The organism is Microbacterium sp. C23T, from assembly GCF_053345975.1.
Window position 1 is genome coordinate 16,568 of record NZ_JBKFBD010000007.1, and the last position, 15,976, is coordinate 32,543.

The following is a 15,976-nucleotide window of genomic DNA, read 5'->3' on the forward strand; positions in this document are numbered from 1 at the left end:
GCGCCGCGTGGAGGGGGCGTGGGGAGTCCCGGCACCGGGGCCCGTGACGTCGTCCTGTGTCCGGGACGCTGCGCCGCAGCATCCCGGACACCGCCCGTGAAAGGAGAACGATGGCGGTCTACATCCTCCGCCGCCTGCTGCAGGTCGTGCCGATGCTGCTGCTCGTGACGTTCGTCGTCTTCGCGCTGCTGCACGCGGCGCCGTACGACGTCGTCGACACCATCACGACGCCGCAGATGTCGGAAGAGACCAAGGCCGCCATGCGCGAGCGGTACGGCCTCGACCAGCCCATCGTGGTGCAGTACGGCCTCTGGCTCGTCAATGTGCTGCAGGGCGACTTCGGCTACTCGCTCGCCAGCCGCCACTCGATCGCCGAGGAGCTGGCCGCGCGCATCCCCAACACGATCATGCTCGTGGCTCCCGCGTACCTCGCGGCGCTGCTGCTCGCGGTGGTGCTCGGCCTCATCGCGGGCTCGCGCCGCGGCACGGTCGTCGACAAGGCCATCGACGGTCTCGCGGGCATCGGCATCGCGACGCCGTCGTTCTGGTTCGCGCTGCTCGTGATCTACGTCTTCGGGTACCAGCTGCGGTGGTTCCCGATCATCGGCATGCACTCCGTCGGCAAGCAGGGGGATCCCGTCGACTTCCTCATGCACTTCGTCATGCCGTTCCTGGTGCTTGTGGTCGCGTTCTTCCCCGAGCTCGCGCGGTACGTGCGATCGGCGACGATCAGCCAGTTCTCGCAGGACTACGTGCTCGTGCAGCGAGGGTTCGGCGCCTCTCGGCGTCAGGTGCTCACCCGCCACGTCGGCCGCAACGTGATGCTCCCGATCATCACGCAGCTCGGTCTCGCCCTGCCGATCCTCGTCACGGGTGCCATCGTGACCGAGTCGATCTTCGGCTGGCCCGGGATCGGCCCCTACTTCCTCACGGCGACCCGCAGCCTCGACTACCCGGTCGTGCTCGCGGTGCTGCTGCTGTCGGCGGTGCTCGTCATCGTCGGCAACCTCATCGCCGACGTGCTGTACGTCGTCGTCGACCCGCGCATCCGGATCGGAGCGGGCTCATGACCACGACGACCACTCCGAACGTCGCGGCGGTCGTCGACGCGACCACGCTGGTGCACCGGACGCGCTCGTTCCGCTCGGTCTCGGCACTGCTCGCGATCGCGTTCCTGGTCGTCGTGGGGCTGGTCGCGCTCCTCGCACCGCTGCTGCCCCTCGACCCGTCGACCACCGACCTCGCGATCCGCTGGCAGCCGCCGAGCGCCGCGCACTGGTTCGGCACCGACGAGCTCGGCCGCGACTACTTCTCGCGGGTCGTCTACGGCGCCCGCATCTCGCTGACCGTGGGCATCCTCGCGATGGCCGCCGCGACCGCCATCGGCGTCATGGTCGGGCTCATCGCGGGCTACGCCGGCGGACGCGTCGACGACGCCCTCATGCGGTTCGTCGACTTCCTCTCGTCCATCCCGTGGATGGTGCTCGTGATCGTCGCGAGCGTCTTCCTCAAGCCGGGCCTCTGGACGATCATCTTCGTGATCGGCGTCTTCTCGTGGATGGCGACGGCCCGCCTCGTGCGGGCCGAGACCCTCACGCTGCGTGAGCGGGCGTTCGTCCGCTACGCGCGGTACATCGGCGTGCGGCGCGAGCTCGTGATGTGGCGACACGTCGTGCCCGACGCGGCGCCGACGATCATCGTCGCCGCGACAGCGAGCATCTCGACCGCGATCCTCACCGAGTCGGCGCTCAGCTTCCTCGGGCTAGGGATCCAGCCGCCGATGGCGTCATGGGGGAGCCTGCTCGAGAGCGCGCAGGGAAGCCTCCAGACCGCGCCGTATCTCGCGCTCATCCCCGGTGTGCTGATCCTGCTCACCGTGCTGTCGTTCAACGTGCTGGGCGACGCGCTGCGTCAGTCGGTCAGCGAAGGAGGAGCGTCATGACGTCGACGAGCGATGTGCTGCTCAGCGTCGACGGGCTCGACGTCGACCTGCCCGGCCGCACGGGCGGTCGTGTGACCGTGCTCGACGACGTCTCGTTCGACGTCCCGCGCGGGCGCGTGGTGGGCATCGTCGGCGAGTCGGGCTCGGGCAAGACGATGCTGCTGCGGGCGCTCATGGGGATCCTCCCCGACGGTGCGAACCGCGAGTGGCGCCGCGTGCTCCTCGACGGAGAGGACGTCACGTCCTCGCGCCGTCGGCTGCCCGCGGCCATGGTCTTCCAGGACCCGATGACCTCGTTCAACCCGCTCGTGCGGATCGGCGCGCACCTCACCGAGGTGGCGCAGCGGTTCCAGAAGGTAGGCAAGCGTCAGGCGACTGTGCTCGCCCGCGAGGCACTCGCCGCCGTGCGCATCCCCGAGCCCGATCGCGTGCTGTCGCGGTACCCGCACGAGCTCTCGGGCGGCATGCGCCAGCGTGCGATGATCGCGATGGCCCTGCTGGCGCAGGCCGAGCTGCTCCTCGCCGACGAGCCGACCACGGCGCTCGACGCCACGATCCAGGCCCAGATCCTGGCACTCCTGCGCACCCTCCAGGCTGAGCGGTCGCTCACCGTGCTCATCGTCACGCACGACCTGGGCGTGGTCGCCGCCGTCTGCGACGACGTGCTCGTGATGAAGGACGGCCGCATCGTCGAATCGGGCAGCGTGGATCGCGTCTTCCGCGAGCCGCACCATCCGTACACGAAGGAGCTGTTGGATGCTGCGCCCGACGCCCCCGCAGAACTCGGGGCGCATGCCGACCAAGGAGGCGACGCGTGAGCGCTGAAACCCCGACCCGCACCGCGGACCTCGTCGAGGTGCAGGGGCTCGTCAAGACCTTCCCGCAGCGCAACGCCTGGGGACGCACCGTCGGCACGACGCGCGCCGTCGACGGGATCGACCTGACCATCCGCCGCGGTGAGACGCTGGCGCTCGTGGGGGAGTCCGGCAGCGGCAAGTCCACGCTCGGGCGCTGCATCCTGCAGATGGACGAGCCCACGAGCGGCACGGTCACGTACGAGGGCGTCGACCTCACGGGGCTTCCCCGCGCGAAGCGCGCGCCGTACCACCGCTCGATGCAGGTGATCTTCCAGGACCCGTTCTCGTCGCTCAACCCGCACCGGACGGCACTCCAGAACGTGATGGAGCCCCTGACGGTGCTCGCCCCCGACTCCGATCCGCGCTCGCGCGCCATCGAGGCCCTCGCCGCCGTGGGGATCGACGGGGATGCCGTGAACCGTCGCCCGCGCGCGTTCTCGGGCGGTCAGCGCCAGCGCATCGTGATCGCCCGCGCGATCGCCGTGCGGCCCGGCTTCGTGGTCTGCGACGAGCCGCTGTCGGCGCTCGACATGTCGATCCAGGCGCAGGTGACCGACCTCCTGCTGCGGCTGCAGCGCGAGCTGGAGCTCACCTACCTGTTCATCTCGCACGACCTGTCGGTCGTGCGGGAGATCGCCACGCGCACCGCCGTCATGAACCGTGGGCGCATCGTCGAACTCGGCCCCACCGCCGAGGTCTTCGCGTCACCGCAGCACCCGTACACGCGGCACCTGCTCGACGCGGCACTGTCGACCGACCCCGCGCAGGCGCGCCGCCGCCTCGAGCGCATCTCCGCGCGCCCCGAGCCGGTCGGCCTCGAGCCCGACGGCACCGCACTGGCCGAGGTGACGCCCGGCCACTTCGTGCTCCGCTGAACGACGAAGGGGACGGATGCTGCGAGCCCGCGGCATCCGTCCCCTTCCTCGTCGTGTCAGCCGCCGTACTCGGCGAGCAGCGCGCGGGCGCCGTCGGCGAGGGCTGCGATGCGCGCAGCGGCGTCCTCGCGGGACTCGCCGCGCACGTCGAGGTACAGCTTGAGCTTGGGCTCGGTGCCGCTCGGGCGCACGATGACGCGCGAGCCGTCGGCGAGCCACAGACGCAGCACGTCGCCCGGGGGCAGGTCGTCGACGCCGTCGAGCAGGTCGTCGATGCGGTCGACCGCGACGTCGCCGACGGATGACGGGTGCCGCTCCCGCAGCGCCGCCATGATCCGGGCGATCTGCGACACGTCCTCGACGCGGATCGAGACCTGGTCGCTCGCGAACGCCCCGAACTGCTCGTCGAACTCGGTCAGCAGATCCCCCAGCGTCGCGCCGCGTCCGCGGGCCTCCGACACCATGCCCAGCATCGCGACGGCGGCCGAGATGCCGTCCTTGTCGCGGACGGTCCCGGGGTTCACGAGGTAGCCGAGCGCCTCCTCGAAGCCGAAGACGATGCCGGGCGCGCGCGAGATCCATTTGAAGCCGGTGAGCGTCGCGTGGAAGTCGAGCCCGTAATGCTGGGCGACCGCCTCCAGGCCGGGGGACGACACCAGCGAGCATGCGAGCGAGGCGCCCTCGGCGGCTCCGTCGGCGGTCGCGAGCCGGCCGGCGCGCCAGCCGAGCAAGAGGCCGATCTCGTTGCCCGTGAGGCGGCGCCAGCCGCCTTCTGCGGACTCGTCAGGCAGGGCGACGGCCAGGCGGTCGGCGTCGGGGTCGTTCGCGATGACGAGCTCGGCGCCCGCCTCGCGCGCGGCCTCGAACGCGAGGTCCATCGCGCCGGGCTCCTCGGGGTTCGGGAACGCGACGGTCGGGAAGGCGCCGTCGGGCTCGAGCTGGGCCGAGACCGGCACCGGGGCGGGGTAGCCCGCGGTCTCGAGGATGCGCGACAGCGTCTCCCAGCCGACCCCGTGCATCGCCGTGTACACCCACGTGAGACCCTCGGCCCCCGCGGGGGCGGGTGCGACCGCGGCCGTCGCGGCGACGTACTCGTCGACGACGCTCTCGGTGGCCAGCTCGAACCCGAGCGACCTCGGCACCGTGCTGATGTCGCCGGCCTCCGCCACGCGCGCGATGTGCGCGGCGATGTCGGCGTCGGCGGGCGACACGATCTGCGAGCCGTCGTCGTCACCGCCCAGGTACACCTTGTAGCCGTTGTCGTCGGGCGGGTTGTGGCTCGCCGTGACCATGACGCCGGCCGCCGCACCGAAGTGGCGCACGGCAAACGCGAGCACGGGCGTCGGCAGCAGCCGCGGCATGAGGATCGCGCGGAGCCCCGCTCCGGCGAAGATCTCGGCAGAGTCGCGGGCGAACACATCGGAGTTGCGGCGGCCGTCGTAGCCGATGACGACGATCGGGGCGTCGTCGAGGATTCCCGGCACCTCGGGCCCTTCCGCCTCGAGCGCGTCGGCCGAGGGGGTCTCGGTGAGCTGGGGCGCGGACGGCTCCGCGAGTTCCTCCGGAGCGGATGCCTCGGCACCGCCGTCGTTCGTGACGTCGGCGCTCTCGTCGCCGGGCTCATCCCCGCGGCCGGCGGTCTCGCCGTCAGCGGCGAGGTCGGCGTCGGCCGGCGTCGACGCCTCATCGTCCGACGGCGTACCCGCCGCGTCATCCGTCTGCTCATCGCCCGCAGGCGCCACGGCGACGCCGTCGTCCGCCGCGCCCTCGTGGGCGGCGGTCGCAGCATCCGCGTGGTCCTCCTGCGAGCCGGCCTCGACGCCCACCGGCGGGAGCCCCGCCGACTCGCGCACGTACGCCGCGAGTCCTGCGGCCGCCTGTGCCACGAGCACGCGGTTCATGCGGTTGCTGCCGGCGCCCAGCGCGCCTCGCAGTCCGGCGGTCCCGAAGGCGAGGCGCGCCGAGAAGCGGTCCTCGAGATCCTCGATCGCGGCCGGGTTGCCCGACTCCGCTGCCTCGATCAGTGCGCGCAGCTCGGCGCGGGTCTCGCCGTCGGGGTCCTGCGCGAGCCACGCGTGTGCCCGCGAGATGACATCGGTGGCAGCATCCGCCCCGCTGTTCACCTCCCCGCTGTTCACCTCCCCGCTGTTCACAGTGCCCCGATCACGCGCGCCAGCAGCGAAGAGATGACGGGCTCGGCGTTGCGGCCGGCCTCGAGCACCTCGTCGTGGCTGAGCGGGTGCTTCTGGATGCCCGCGGCCATGTTCGTGATGAGCGAGAAGCCGAGGATCTCCATGCCCGCCTGGCGCGCGGCGATCGCCTCGAGCGCGGTCGACATCCCTACGATGTGCCCGCCGAACGACTTGACCATCTGCACTTCGGCCGGCGTCTCGTACTGGGGTCCGCGGAACTGCGTGTAGACGCCCTCGTCGAGGCTCGCGTCGATCGAGCGGGCGAGGTCGCGCAGTCGCAGCGAGTACAGGTCGGTGAGATCGATGAAGGTCGCGCCCTCGAGCGGGGTGTCGCCGGTCAGGTTGATGTGGTCGCTGATCAGCACGGGGCGCCCCGGGTGCCAGGTGTGCTTGATGCCGCCCGCGCCGTTCGTGAGCACCATCGTCTGCACGCCGGCCGCGGCGGCGGTGCGCACACTGTGCACCACGCGACGGACGCCGTACCCCTCGTAGTAGTGGGTGCGGGCGCCGATCACGAGGACACGGCGGCCCTTCGGCGTGACGACGCTGCGGAGGGTCCCGACGTGGCCCGTGAGAGCCGGGGCGCTGAAGCCGGTCACCTGAGTGGCGGGGAAGGTCGAGGTGGTCTCACCGAGGAGCTCCGCGGCCTTTCCCCAGCCGCTGCCGAGCGTGAGCGCGATGTCGTGACGCTCGACGCCGGTGATGCGGGCGATGTCCTCCGCGGCGGCGGCGGCCACCGCGAACGGGTCGGCCGTGGGGTCGTCGAGAGGATTGCCGGTGGTGTCTGACATGGGACCACTTTAGGAACGGACGGCGACGAGGGCCAGCGGAGCCGCATCGGGGCGCACCCGGGAGTGTCGCGGTGTCGTGTGCGAGGCGCTCGGCAGGGGAGAATGGAATTCATGTCGATCAGCTTCGAGACCACCCAGACCGTCGCCATCCTCGGCGGCGGACCCGGAGGCTACGAAGCGGCGCTGGCCGCCGCCCAGCTCGGAGCCGAGGTGACGGTGGTCGAGCGCGCCGGCATCGGCGGCTCGGCGGTCATCACCGACGTCGTCCCGTCGAAGTCGCTCATCGCGACCGCCGACGCGGCCGTCGCGATCGCAGGCGCCGGCGACCTCGGCGTGCAGCTGTTCGCCAAGGGCAAGGACGGCAAGCCGCTCAAGCCCGAGATCGCCATCAACCTCACGGCCGTCAACAAGCGCCTCCTGACGCTCGCCCGCCAGCAGTCCGACGACATGCGCGCGTCGCTCGCCGAGGCGGGCGTCCGCATCATCTCCGGCCACGGCCGCCTCGAGGGCGACAATGCCGTCGTGGTGTCGACCGGCCCCGGGGGCACCGACTTCGACCGCATCGAGGCCGACACGCTCGTCGTATCGGTGGGCGCGTCACCCCGGGAGCTCGCCAGCGCGAAGCCCGACGGTGAGCGCATCCTCACGTGGACGCAGCTGTACAACATGACCGCGCTCCCCGAGCACCTGATCGTGGTCGGCTCGGGCGTCACGGGCGCCGAGTTCGCCGGCGCGTACATGAACCTCGGCGCGAAGGTGACCCTGGTGTCGAGCCGCGACCAGGTGCTCCCCGGCGAGGACAAGGATGCTGCCGCCGTGCTCGAACGCGTCTTCAAGCGCGGCGGCATGAAGCTGCTGTCGAAGTCGCGGGCCGACAAGGTCGAGAACACCGGCGACGGCGTCGTCGTGACCCTGTCCGACGGCCGCACCGTCGAGGGCAGCCACTGCCTCATGGCGGTCGGCTCGATCCCGAACACGAAGGGCATCGGCCTCGAGGAGGCCGGCGTCCAGATGACCGAGTCCGGCCACATCCAGGTCAACCGCGTCGCGCGCACCTCGGTGCCGAACATCTACGCCGCCGGCGACTGCACCACGTTCGTGCCGCTCGCCTCCGTCGCCTCGATGCAGGGCCGCACCGCCGTCTTCCACGCGCTCGGCGACGTCGTGATCCCGCTCGAGCGACGCCGCATCACCTCGAACATCTTCACCGCGCCCGAGATCGCCACCGTCGGCTGGCAGGAGAACGACATCGAGGACGGCCACATCAACGGCGTCGTCCACAAGCTGCCGCTGGCGGCCAACCCGCGCGCCAAGATGATGGGCATCAAGGACGGCTTCGTCAAGATCATCGCCCGCGAGGGCAGCGGCACCGTCATCGGCGGCGTCATCGTCGGCCCCCGCGCCTCCGAGCTCATCTACCCGATCGCGATCGCCGTCGAGCGCCGCCTGACGGTCGACCAGGTCTCCCGCGTCTTCGCGGTCTACCCGTCGCTGTCGGGCAGCATCACGGATGCCTCGCGCGCGATGCACGTCGTCGACCACAACGTCTACGGGGGCTGACCCCCACACTCCCCAGGTCTTTCGCCGCGCCGCCGGCATGGTGCGCGCAGCGCGCCGGCCGCGGAGGTCTCGCTGAGTCGCAGCATCCATCCCTCCCTGCTCCGACAGGTCAACCGCGGTTCCACAGGACCGCGGATGCTGATCGGCTCATGTGGAAGCCCGGTTGACCTGTCGAACAAGGGCGAGGGATGACGGATGCTGCGCCCCGCCGCCCGCGGGGAGAGTCCGGCGTCAGCCGAGGCCGGTGTTGCCGCGCCAGAGGTCGGCGGCGCGGTTCGCGGCGGCGTCGACCAGGGCGCGCAGCTCCGGACGATCGGGCATCGCGAACGACACGTACGCGCCGCGCCCGCCGGCGACCGGGCGGCCGTAGGCCTTCACCGCCACGGAGTGGTCGGGGAGCAGGCGCACCGTGAGCGACTGCAGCTCGAACTCCTCGCCGCGGCGCACGTCCGTCCAGCGCAGCTCGGGCGGGATCACGACGTTGATCGCGAGCGCCGACACCTCGGGCGCTTCGCCGGTGGGGGCATCCATCCGGCTATCCTGCCGCGCGTGCGGCGCCGCGTCGAGGACGCGTCAGGAGATGGTGAGGAGCTGGTGGCCAGCCGACACGGTCGTGCCGGGGTCGGCGTTGATGGCGCCGATGACGCCGTCCTTGTGGGCCTGGATGGGCTGCTCCATCTTCATCGCCTCGAGGACGATGACGAGGTCGCCCTTGACGACCTGCTGCCCCTCCTCGACGGCGACCTTCACGACTGTGGCCTGCATCGGCGACTTCACCGCGTCGCCCGAGGCGCCCGCGACGACCGAGGGGGCGTGCGAGCGGCGCGACGGCGGCACGGCCGCGGGGCGTCCGGCGACGCCGACGGGCGCGACGACGCGGTCGGGCAGGCTCACCTCGAGACGCCGGCCGGCGACCTCGACGACGACCGTGTGCCGCGCCTCGGCGGGAGTGGGCTCGCTGAGCTCGCCGTCCCACGGGGCGATGTCGTTGACGAACTCGGTCTCGATCCAGCGGGTGAAGACGCCGAAGCGGCCGTCCTCCGCGGTGAAGGCGGGATCCCGCACGACGGCGCGGTGGAAGGGCAGGACGGTCGGCAGTCCCGAGACCTCGAACTCGTCGAGCGCGCGGCGCGAGCGCTCGAGCGCCTCGGCGCGGTCGCGGCCGGTGACGATGATCTTCGCGAGCAGCGAGTCGAACGCACCCGACACGCTGTCGCCGGCGGTGACGCCGGAGTCGAGACGGATGCCGGGGCCGCCGAACGTCTTGAACACGTGGATCGGCCCGGGCTGGGGGAGGAAGCCGCGGCCGGGGTCCTCGCCGTTGATGCGGAACTCGATCGAGTGGCCCTCGGGCTCGGGGTCGTCGTACCCGAGCTCCTCGCCCTCGGCGAGGCGGAACTGCTCGCGCACGAGATCGATGCCGGTGACCTCTTCCGAGACCGGGTGCTCGACCTGCAGACGCGTGTTGACCTCGAGGAACGAGATCGTGCCGTCGGCGCCGATCAGGAACTCGCAGGTGCCCGCGCCGACGTAGCCGACCTCCTTGAGGATGGCCTTCGACGCCTCGTACAGGGTCTTGTTCTGCTCGTCGCTGAGGAACGGCGCGGGGGCCTCCTCGACGAGCTTCTGGTGCCGGCGCTGCAGCGAGCAGTCGCGCGTCGAGATGACGACGACGTTGCCGGCGGCATCCGCGAGGCACTGCGTCTCGACGTGACGCGGCTTGTCGAGGTACTTCTCGACGAAGCATTCGCCGCGACCGAAGGCGGTGATCGCCTCGCGGGTCGCCGACTCGAACAGCTCGGGCACCTCATCGATCGTGCGGGCGACCTTGAGGCCGCGTCCGCCGCCGCCGTACGCGGCCTTGATCGCGATGGGCAGGCCCACCTCCTCGGCGAACGCGACGACCTCGTCGGCGCCGGCCACGGGGCCGGGGGTGCCGGGGGCGAGCGGCGCGCCGACCTTCTCGGCGACCGCGCGGGCGGTCACCTTGTCGCCGAGGGCCTCGATCGCCTCGGGCGACGGGCCGATCCAGACGAGGCCCGCCGCGATGACGGCGCGGGCGAAGTCGGCGTTCTCGGCCAGGAAGCCGTAGCCGGGGTGCACCGCGTCGGCGCCGGAGCGCCGCGCGACGGAGAGGATCTTCTCGATCGACAGGTACGTCTCGGCGCTGGTCGCCCCCTCGAGCGCGTACGCCTCGTCGGCGAGGCGCGCGTGCATGGCGTCGCGGTCCTGATCGGCGTAGACGGCGACCGACGCCTTCCCGGCGTCGCGGGCGGCGCGGATGACGCGGACGGCGATCTCGCCGCGGTTGGCAACGAGAACCTTGGCGATCTGAGGCATGAGTGCCAGCCTACCGACGGCATCCCGAGGGCTTTTGAGCGGTTCGTACAAGAACCGATGAGAAACGTGGGGTTCCTACTACAAAGCGAACGCCCTCACTGCGCCCCGTCTTCCATGAACGACTTCTCACCGATCTCGGACCGTTCGAGCGACGGATCCGAGCTGTTCCACAGCGAGGTCCACTCCACCCCCACCTCGCGGACGAGCTGCCGCAACGTCGACACCGACATGCCGACGACCGTGGACGGATCGCCCTCGACGCGCTCGATGAACGCGCCGCCGAGGCTGTCGACCGTGAACGCGCCCGCCACGTGCAGGGGCTCGCCGGTGGCGACGTACGCGTCGATCTCGGCATCCGTCACGTCCGCCACGAAGGAGACGGATGCTGCGGCCGTCGCGTGCACCTCGCGCGGGGGTTCGCCCGGTTCGATGCGCACCACGGCGTGGCCCGAATGCAGCACTCCGGTGCGCCCGCGCATCGTGCGCCAGCGGGCGGCCGCGTTCTCGGGCGTGTACGGCTTGCCGAGCACCTCGCCGTCGAGCTCGAACATCGAGTCGCCGCCGATCACGATGCCGTCGAAGTCGGGGATGTCGTCGCGCAGCCGCGCCGCGACGTCCGCCGCCTTGCGCCGCGCGAGCAGCAGGACGTGCTCGTCGGGCGCGAGCGTGCGGGCCTCGGCCGCCTCGACCGCCGCGATGACCGCCTCTTCGTCCACGTCGGGGGCGACGGTGAGCGGACGGATGCCGAACTGCCCGAGCAGCATGAGCCGGGCGGGCGAGGTCGAGGCGAGGCAGACGCGCATCCCCTCACAGTACGGGGCGGGGACGTAGGCTCGTCGGGTGAGTGAAACCGGCGACCTCCTCGATCTCGACATCACGGGCGTCGCCCACGGCGGCGTCTTCGTCGCCCGGCACGAAGGCCGCGTCGTGTTCGTGCCCGACACGATCCCGGGGGAGCGCGTGCGCGTGCGCCTCACCGACACCGGCAAGAAGTCGTTCTGGCGCGGCGAGACGCTCGAGGTGCTCGACGCGTCGCCGCACCGGCAGCTGCACGTGTGGCGGCAGGCCGATGTCGACATCCCGCCGGAGCAGCGGCCCGGCGGCGCCGACTTCGGCCACATCGCGCTCGAGCACCAGCGCGCGCTCAAGCTCGAGGTGCTGCGCGACGCGCTGCAGCGGTTCGGCGGCATCGACGACCCGGTCGCCACGATGAGCGGTGTCGCGGCTGTGCCCGCCCCGGATGGCGCCGAGGCCGACGGCGAGTCCGTCGACGGCACCGGGTGGCGCACCCGGGTGAGCCTGCACGTCGACGCGGACGGCAACGTCGGCCAGTACGCCGCGCGCAGCCACCGGGTGGTCCCACTCGAGGACCTGCCCCTCGCCACGCCTGCCGTCGAGCGCGCCGCGCTCGCCCTCGCCGGCAGCGAGCCCGGGCGCATCGACCTCGTCCAGCCCGCGGACGGTCGTGTCCGTGTACTCCCGCGGCCGGAGAAGAAGCCGGATGCTGCGGGTCGGCGCGGACGCGGCGCTCGCGCGGCGACCAGGCACCGCAAGGCGCCCGCTCCCGAGATCGTCCTCGAGAGCGTCGGCGGCCGCGATTTCCGCGTCGATGCCGGCGGCTTCTGGCAGGTCCACCGTCTGGCGGCGCACACCCTCACCACCACCGTCGCCGCGGCGCTCGGCGCGCTCCCCGGCGATGCCGTCGCCGTCGACCCCGACGCCTGGCACCTGGACCTCTACGGCGGCGTCGGCCTCTTCGCCGCGACGCTCGGCGACCTGGGCGGATCCTCGACCCGCGTGACGAGCGTCGAGTCCGACGCGCGCGCGACCGAGCACGCGGGGGAGAACCTCGCCGAGTGGGTCGGGGCCCGCGCCGAGACCGGGCGCGTCGACCGGTGGCTCGCGCGGCTCGCGGCCGAGGCATCCGTCCCCGAACGCGAGCGGCTGTCGCGTGGGGTCGTCCTGCTCGACCCGCCTCGCTCGGGAGCGGGCCGCGAGGTCGTCGACCATCTCACGTCCCTCGCCCCCTCGACCGTCGTCTACGTCGCGTGCGACCCGGTCGCCCTCGCACGCGACATCGCGACCTTCCGTGCCGGCGGGTACGAGGTCGCAAGTGTCGATGGCCTGGACCTTTTTCCGAATTCGCATCACGTCGAAGCCGTGGCGGTTCTCACGCGCGGGTGACACTCGTCGCTAGGCTGGCGGAATGACGCGGGTGGCCTTCATCGATGATCACGAGTCGGTCCGGCTCGGCCTCGAGGCTGCATGCGCGCGCGCCGAGATGATGAGCGTCGCCTTCTCAGGCAGCACCGTCACGGAGTACGTCGACTGGCGTGCGTACGAGCGTCAGGCCCCCGCCGACGTCGTCGTGCTCGACCTGACGCTCGGCGACGGCACCACGGTGACCGAGAACGTGCGGCGCCTCGTGCTCGACGGTTCGAGCGTCATCATCCACAGCGTCGCCGACCGGCCGGCGGCCGTACGAGAGGCGCTTTCGGCCGGTGCCGCCGGCGTCGTCAGCAAGTCCTCGCCGATCGGCGACGTCATCGCGGCGGTCCGCACGGTCGCCCGCGGCGAGCCGCTCAACAACGTCGAGTGGGCCAGCGCCGTCGAGGGCGACCGCGCCTTCGCCGACGCGCAGTTGTCGGCGCGCGAGCGCGATGTGCTGCGCCTCTACGCCGCCGGACTGCCGCTCAAGGTCGTCGCCGATCGCCTCGGGGTCGCGTACTCGACGGCGAAGGAGAACATCACACGCATCCGCGTCAAGTACGTCGAGGTCGGCAGGCCCGCGCCCACGAAGATCGATCTGCTGCACCGCGCCGTCGAGGACGGGATCCTCGTCGAGCCCTCGGCGGACCCGGGAGACGCCACGCGTGGCCGTTGACGCGCAGACAGGCGTGCTCGACACCGCGTGGGGGCAGATCCCGCACTCGCCGCAGACGACGGCAGGGATCGGGTCGTTCACACGGTCCCGCGTCGAGCGCATCATCTCGCTCGTCGCCGGCGGGTTCGGCTCGCTGATCCTCGGACTCCAGTCATTCCTGAGCGCCCTGGGGCCCGCCCCGGAACGTCCGGGGTGGCACGTGCCGCTCATGGTCGTCGTGTTCGGTGCTCTCGGCGTGATGGTGCTCGCGTGCGTGGTGGGCCGCGGTGTGCGTCCGGCCGCGGGCGTCTTCGCGATCGTGTATGTCCTCGTCCTCCTCGCGTGGCCGATCGCCACGGCCGGCGTCGAAGCTCCGACCACCGACGAGCCGTGGATCTGGTACCTGCTCAACCTCGCGACGCTGGCGGCCGTGCTCGCCTTCCCCTTCCCTCTGCAGATCGCGTTCACGATCGCCCTGCCCCTGCTGTTCGGCGTCGTCCGGATGATCCAGGTCGGCCTCGAGCCGCTCTACTGGCCCGTCGTGATCCTCGACGTGAGCTTCGCGCTCATCCTGGGCGGCATCATCCTGACGCTGGGGTGGCTGTTCCGATCGGTGGCCGTGAACGTGGACAAGACCCGGGCGCAGGCCGTCTCGTCGTACGCGAAGGCGGCCGCCGCCGACGCCGCCGAGCAGGAACGCGTCGCGGTGGCGGCGCTCATGCATGACAGCGTGCTGGCTGCTTTGATCGCCGCGGAGCGGGCGACGACGCCCCGGGAGCGCACGCTGGCGGCGACCATGGCGCGTGAGGCGCTCACCCGGCTGGCCAACACCGAACAGGACGAGCACGAAGGGCCCGACGAGCCGTGGGCGCCCGCCGTGCTGTCCGAGGAGATCGCGCAGGCCGCCGACGAGCTGGGGGTCAGCGTCGATGTGCAGCGGGAGATCGACCCGGACGCCCCGTCCATCCCCGGACGCGTGGCCCGCGCGATCGCGCTGGCCGCGACGCAGGCGATCGCCAACGCGGTCCAGCACGCCGGCGGCGCCGGGCTGGGCGTCGTGCTGCATGCGGCCTATGGGACGGTGCGCGTCGAGGTCCACGATGCGGGCGAGGGATTCGACCTGGACGCCGTCCCCGATGACCGCCTGGGCATCCGCGCGTCGATCATCGCGCGGGTAGCCGCGGTGGGCGGGCGCGCCGAGCTGGAGTCAGGACCCCACGGCACCGTCGTGCGGCTCATCTGGCGGGAGCCGTCGGCATGATCAGCGTCAAGAACGTCCTCACCGTGCTCGGCGTCGCGTTCACCGCCTACTTCGCCGCACGAGGGCTGCTGTGGACCGGGCGGCCGATCCCGCAGCCGCTCATCATCGTCATCTCCGTGGGGATCTACCTCGCGGTGACGTGGCTCTGCATCTTCTGGCAGCCGTCATCGCGTCGCTCGAGTCCGCCCCCTCGCGTGGACGGCTCGACCGACGACGAGTCGCTCGAGAGTCTCGAGGCGCAGGCGGCGCCGCACCCCGCCGGCGAAGGCATCCGCGGCCCGCTGCCGTTGCCGGTGACGGCCCAGGTCCTCGCGCTCGCCTGCGCGGTGATCGTGCCGAACGCCATCCCGATCGCGGTCGGCGAGACGGCTCGCACCGTCTCCTTCGCGACGTGGTACCTCGGGGGCATCGGCGCACTCATGACGATCGTCATGGTGCGCCGTCGTCCCTGGACGGCGTGGGCGGGCATCGTGCTCCTCACGATCGCGTCGTTCCTCTGGATGGGCCCGCTCAATGCGCTCGCGCTCGGGCTGGTCGGCTCGATCGTCTGGGTGACGTGCGCCCAGCTGCTGGTGTTCTCGATGGACCGCGCCGCGCGCGACACCTCGCGGCTCACGCGCCTCCAGCGCGCCGCCACGGGATGGCAGACGTCGCAGGTGGTCCGCCAGCGCGAGCGGCGCGTGCAGGTGCAGCGGGCGCTCGCGGTCGCAGGCCCCGTGCTCACACGCACGGTCGCCCACGCGGGCGTGCTCACGGAGGCCGACCGCCTCGAGGCGCGCATCGCCGAGGGCCGGCTGCGCGACGAGATGCGCGGTCCGCGCCTGCTCGATGACGAGGTGCGCGCGGAGCTCGAGCGGGCACGCCGCCGCGGCGCCAACGTCACCGTGCTCGACGAGGGCGGACTCGACGACGTCGACGATGAGACCCTCGGCATCATCCGCGCGCAGTTGGCCGAGGCCCTGCGCTCGGCGAGCTCGGACCGCCTCTACATCCGCACGTCGCCCGACGAGCGCGTCGCGGTCACGGTCGTCGGCCGCTCGCCCTCCATGGGTGGGCCCAGCGACGAAGACTCCGTCGACCTGTGGCGCGAGATCCCGCACCCGGGCAGGGCCTGACCCTCACTTCTGACAGGGGGGATGCTGCGATTCGTCGTGCCCCCCGGACGCCTGAACCGCGCCCTCCTGGAGGCAGACTCGCTCCCCGCCGGAAAGGGGGAGGGGATTCCTGGCGGAGAGCGGGAAATGAAGGAGGCGAGGGGCGGCGAAGCCGCCCGCCCCTCGCCTGCGCGGAAGGTT

The 15,976-nt window shown here is 71.9% G+C and carries 14 protein-coding genes; 9 read left to right on the top strand and 5 right to left on the bottom strand.

Going from position 1 to position 15,976, the window contains the following annotated elements; all coding sequences use genetic code 11:
- Nucleotides 1–110: 110 nt before the first annotated feature.
- Genes ACLBXX_RS05575 through ACLBXX_RS05590 form a run of 4 tightly spaced genes read left to right on the top strand, consistent with a single transcriptional unit; the run spans nt 111 to nt 3,674 of the window.
- The gene (locus tag ACLBXX_RS05575) at nt 111–1,070 is read left to right on the top strand and encodes an ABC transporter permease (RefSeq protein ID WP_447657210.1); all 960 of its coding nucleotides are present in this window, start codon (nt 111–113) and stop codon (nt 1,068–1,070) included.
- The gene (locus tag ACLBXX_RS05580; protein WP_310289283.1) at nt 1,067–1,942 is read left to right on the top strand and encodes an ABC transporter permease; all 876 of its coding nucleotides are present in this window, start codon (nt 1,067–1,069) and stop codon (nt 1,940–1,942) included. Before ACLBXX_RS05575 ends, ACLBXX_RS05580 begins: the two co-directional genes overlap by 4 nt.
- Complete coding sequence (locus ACLBXX_RS05585) at nt 1,939–2,760, top strand: ABC transporter ATP-binding protein (protein WP_447657211.1); 822 nt, start codon at nt 1,939–1,941, stop codon at nt 2,758–2,760. Before ACLBXX_RS05580 ends, ACLBXX_RS05585 begins: the two co-directional genes overlap by 4 nt.
- Nucleotides 2,757–3,674 carry an ATP-binding cassette domain-containing protein gene (locus tag ACLBXX_RS05590; RefSeq protein ID WP_447657212.1) on the top strand — a complete coding sequence of 306 codons (918 nt, stop codon included), beginning with the start codon at nt 2,757–2,759 and terminating at the stop codon, nt 3,672–3,674. Before ACLBXX_RS05585 ends, ACLBXX_RS05590 begins: the two co-directional genes overlap by 4 nt.
- A gap of 56 nt (nt 3,675–3,730) precedes the next feature.
- On the opposite strand, the gene ACLBXX_RS05595 is transcribed toward ACLBXX_RS05590, so the two are convergent.
- Entirely contained in the window at nt 3,731–5,575 is a 1,845-nt protein-coding gene (locus ACLBXX_RS05595; RefSeq protein WP_447657287.1) for a phospho-sugar mutase, read from the bottom strand.
- A 248-nt stretch (nt 5,576–5,823) separates the two neighbouring features.
- Nucleotides 5,824–6,657 (bottom strand): purine-nucleoside phosphorylase, encoded by an 834-nt coding sequence (locus tag ACLBXX_RS05600; protein WP_387147852.1) that lies wholly within the window; start codon nt 6,655–6,657, stop codon nt 5,824–5,826.
- A 102-nt stretch (nt 6,658–6,759) separates the two neighbouring features.
- Between ACLBXX_RS05600 and ACLBXX_RS05605 the strand changes: the two genes are divergently transcribed.
- Nucleotides 6,760–8,217 carry an NAD(P)H-quinone dehydrogenase gene (locus tag ACLBXX_RS05605; protein WP_375871316.1) on the top strand — a complete coding sequence of 486 codons (1,458 nt, stop codon included), beginning with the start codon at nt 6,760–6,762 and terminating at the stop codon, nt 8,215–8,217.
- A gap of 231 nt (nt 8,218–8,448) precedes the next feature.
- Here ACLBXX_RS05605 and ACLBXX_RS05610 read toward each other — a convergent pair whose 3' ends face one another.
- The 3 genes from ACLBXX_RS05610 to ACLBXX_RS05620 form a co-directional block, all read right to left on the bottom strand.
- Nucleotides 8,449–8,748: a hypothetical protein gene (locus tag ACLBXX_RS05610; RefSeq protein ID WP_447657213.1), complete on the bottom strand. Its 300-nt coding sequence runs from the start codon at nt 8,746–8,748 to the stop codon at nt 8,449–8,451.
- 42 nt (nt 8,749–8,790) lie between these two features.
- Nucleotides 8,791–10,557, bottom strand: coding sequence for an acetyl/propionyl/methylcrotonyl-CoA carboxylase subunit alpha (locus ACLBXX_RS05615; protein ID WP_447657214.1), 1,767 nt, complete (start codon nt 10,555–10,557; stop codon nt 8,791–8,793).
- Between the two features lie 95 nt (nt 10,558–10,652).
- Nucleotides 10,653–11,360: a Maf family protein gene (locus ACLBXX_RS05620; RefSeq protein ID WP_447657215.1), complete on the bottom strand. Its 708-nt coding sequence runs from the start codon at nt 11,358–11,360 to the stop codon at nt 10,653–10,655.
- 37 nt (nt 11,361–11,397) lie between these two features.
- Between ACLBXX_RS05620 and ACLBXX_RS05625 the strand changes: the two genes are divergently transcribed.
- Genes ACLBXX_RS05625 through ACLBXX_RS05640 form a run of 4 tightly spaced genes read left to right on the top strand, consistent with a single transcriptional unit; the run spans nt 11,398 to nt 15,796 of the window.
- Nucleotides 11,398–12,741, top strand: a complete 1,344-nt coding sequence (locus ACLBXX_RS05625) for a class I SAM-dependent RNA methyltransferase (RefSeq protein WP_387147840.1) — start codon at nt 11,398–11,400, stop codon at nt 12,739–12,741.
- Between the two features lie 22 nt (nt 12,742–12,763).
- On the top strand, nt 12,764–13,441 hold the full coding sequence (locus ACLBXX_RS05630; RefSeq protein ID WP_310289299.1) for a response regulator transcription factor: 678 nt from the start codon (nt 12,764–12,766) through the stop codon (nt 13,439–13,441).
- Nucleotides 13,431–14,681: a sensor histidine kinase gene (locus ACLBXX_RS05635; protein ID WP_310289300.1), complete on the top strand. Its 1,251-nt coding sequence runs from the start codon at nt 13,431–13,433 to the stop codon at nt 14,679–14,681. Before ACLBXX_RS05630 ends, ACLBXX_RS05635 begins: the two co-directional genes overlap by 11 nt.
- Nucleotides 14,678–15,796: a hypothetical protein gene (locus tag ACLBXX_RS05640; RefSeq protein ID WP_447657216.1), complete on the top strand. Its 1,119-nt coding sequence runs from the start codon at nt 14,678–14,680 to the stop codon at nt 15,794–15,796. Before ACLBXX_RS05635 ends, ACLBXX_RS05640 begins: the two co-directional genes overlap by 4 nt.
- The last annotated feature ends 180 nt before the right edge of the window (nt 15,797–15,976 follow it).

What these genes read in the sequence shown, in the direction of transcription:
- ACLBXX_RS05575 (WP_447657210.1), top strand. Translation starts at nt 111, where the DNA reads ATGGCGGTCTACATCCTCCGCCGCCTGCTGCAGGTCGTGCCGATGCTG.
- ACLBXX_RS05620 (WP_447657215.1), bottom strand. Translation starts at nt 11,360, where the DNA reads ATGCGCGTCTGCCTCGCCTCGACCTCGCCCGCCCGGCTCATGCTGCTC.
- ACLBXX_RS05580 (WP_310289283.1), top strand. Translation starts at nt 1,067, where the DNA reads ATGACCACGACGACCACTCCGAACGTCGCGGCGGTCGTCGACGCGACC.
- ACLBXX_RS05600 (WP_387147852.1), bottom strand. Translation starts at nt 6,657, where the DNA reads ATGTCAGACACCACCGGCAATCCTCTCGACGACCCCACGGCCGACCCG.
- ACLBXX_RS05610 (WP_447657213.1), bottom strand. Translation starts at nt 8,748, where the DNA reads ATGGATGCCCCCACCGGCGAAGCGCCCGAGGTGTCGGCGCTCGCGATC.
- ACLBXX_RS05640 (WP_447657216.1), top strand. Translation starts at nt 14,678, where the DNA reads ATGATCAGCGTCAAGAACGTCCTCACCGTGCTCGGCGTCGCGTTCACC.
- ACLBXX_RS05585 (WP_447657211.1), top strand. Translation starts at nt 1,939, where the DNA reads ATGACGTCGACGAGCGATGTGCTGCTCAGCGTCGACGGGCTCGACGTC.
- ACLBXX_RS05605 (WP_375871316.1), top strand. Translation starts at nt 6,760, where the DNA reads ATGGAATTCATGTCGATCAGCTTCGAGACCACCCAGACCGTCGCCATC.
- ACLBXX_RS05615 (WP_447657214.1), bottom strand. Translation starts at nt 10,557, where the DNA reads ATGCCTCAGATCGCCAAGGTTCTCGTTGCCAACCGCGGCGAGATCGCC.
- ACLBXX_RS05595 (WP_447657287.1), bottom strand. Translation starts at nt 5,575, where the DNA reads ATGAACCGCGTGCTCGTGGCACAGGCGGCCGCAGGACTCGCGGCGTAC.
- ACLBXX_RS05630 (WP_310289299.1), top strand. Translation starts at nt 12,764, where the DNA reads ATGACGCGGGTGGCCTTCATCGATGATCACGAGTCGGTCCGGCTCGGC.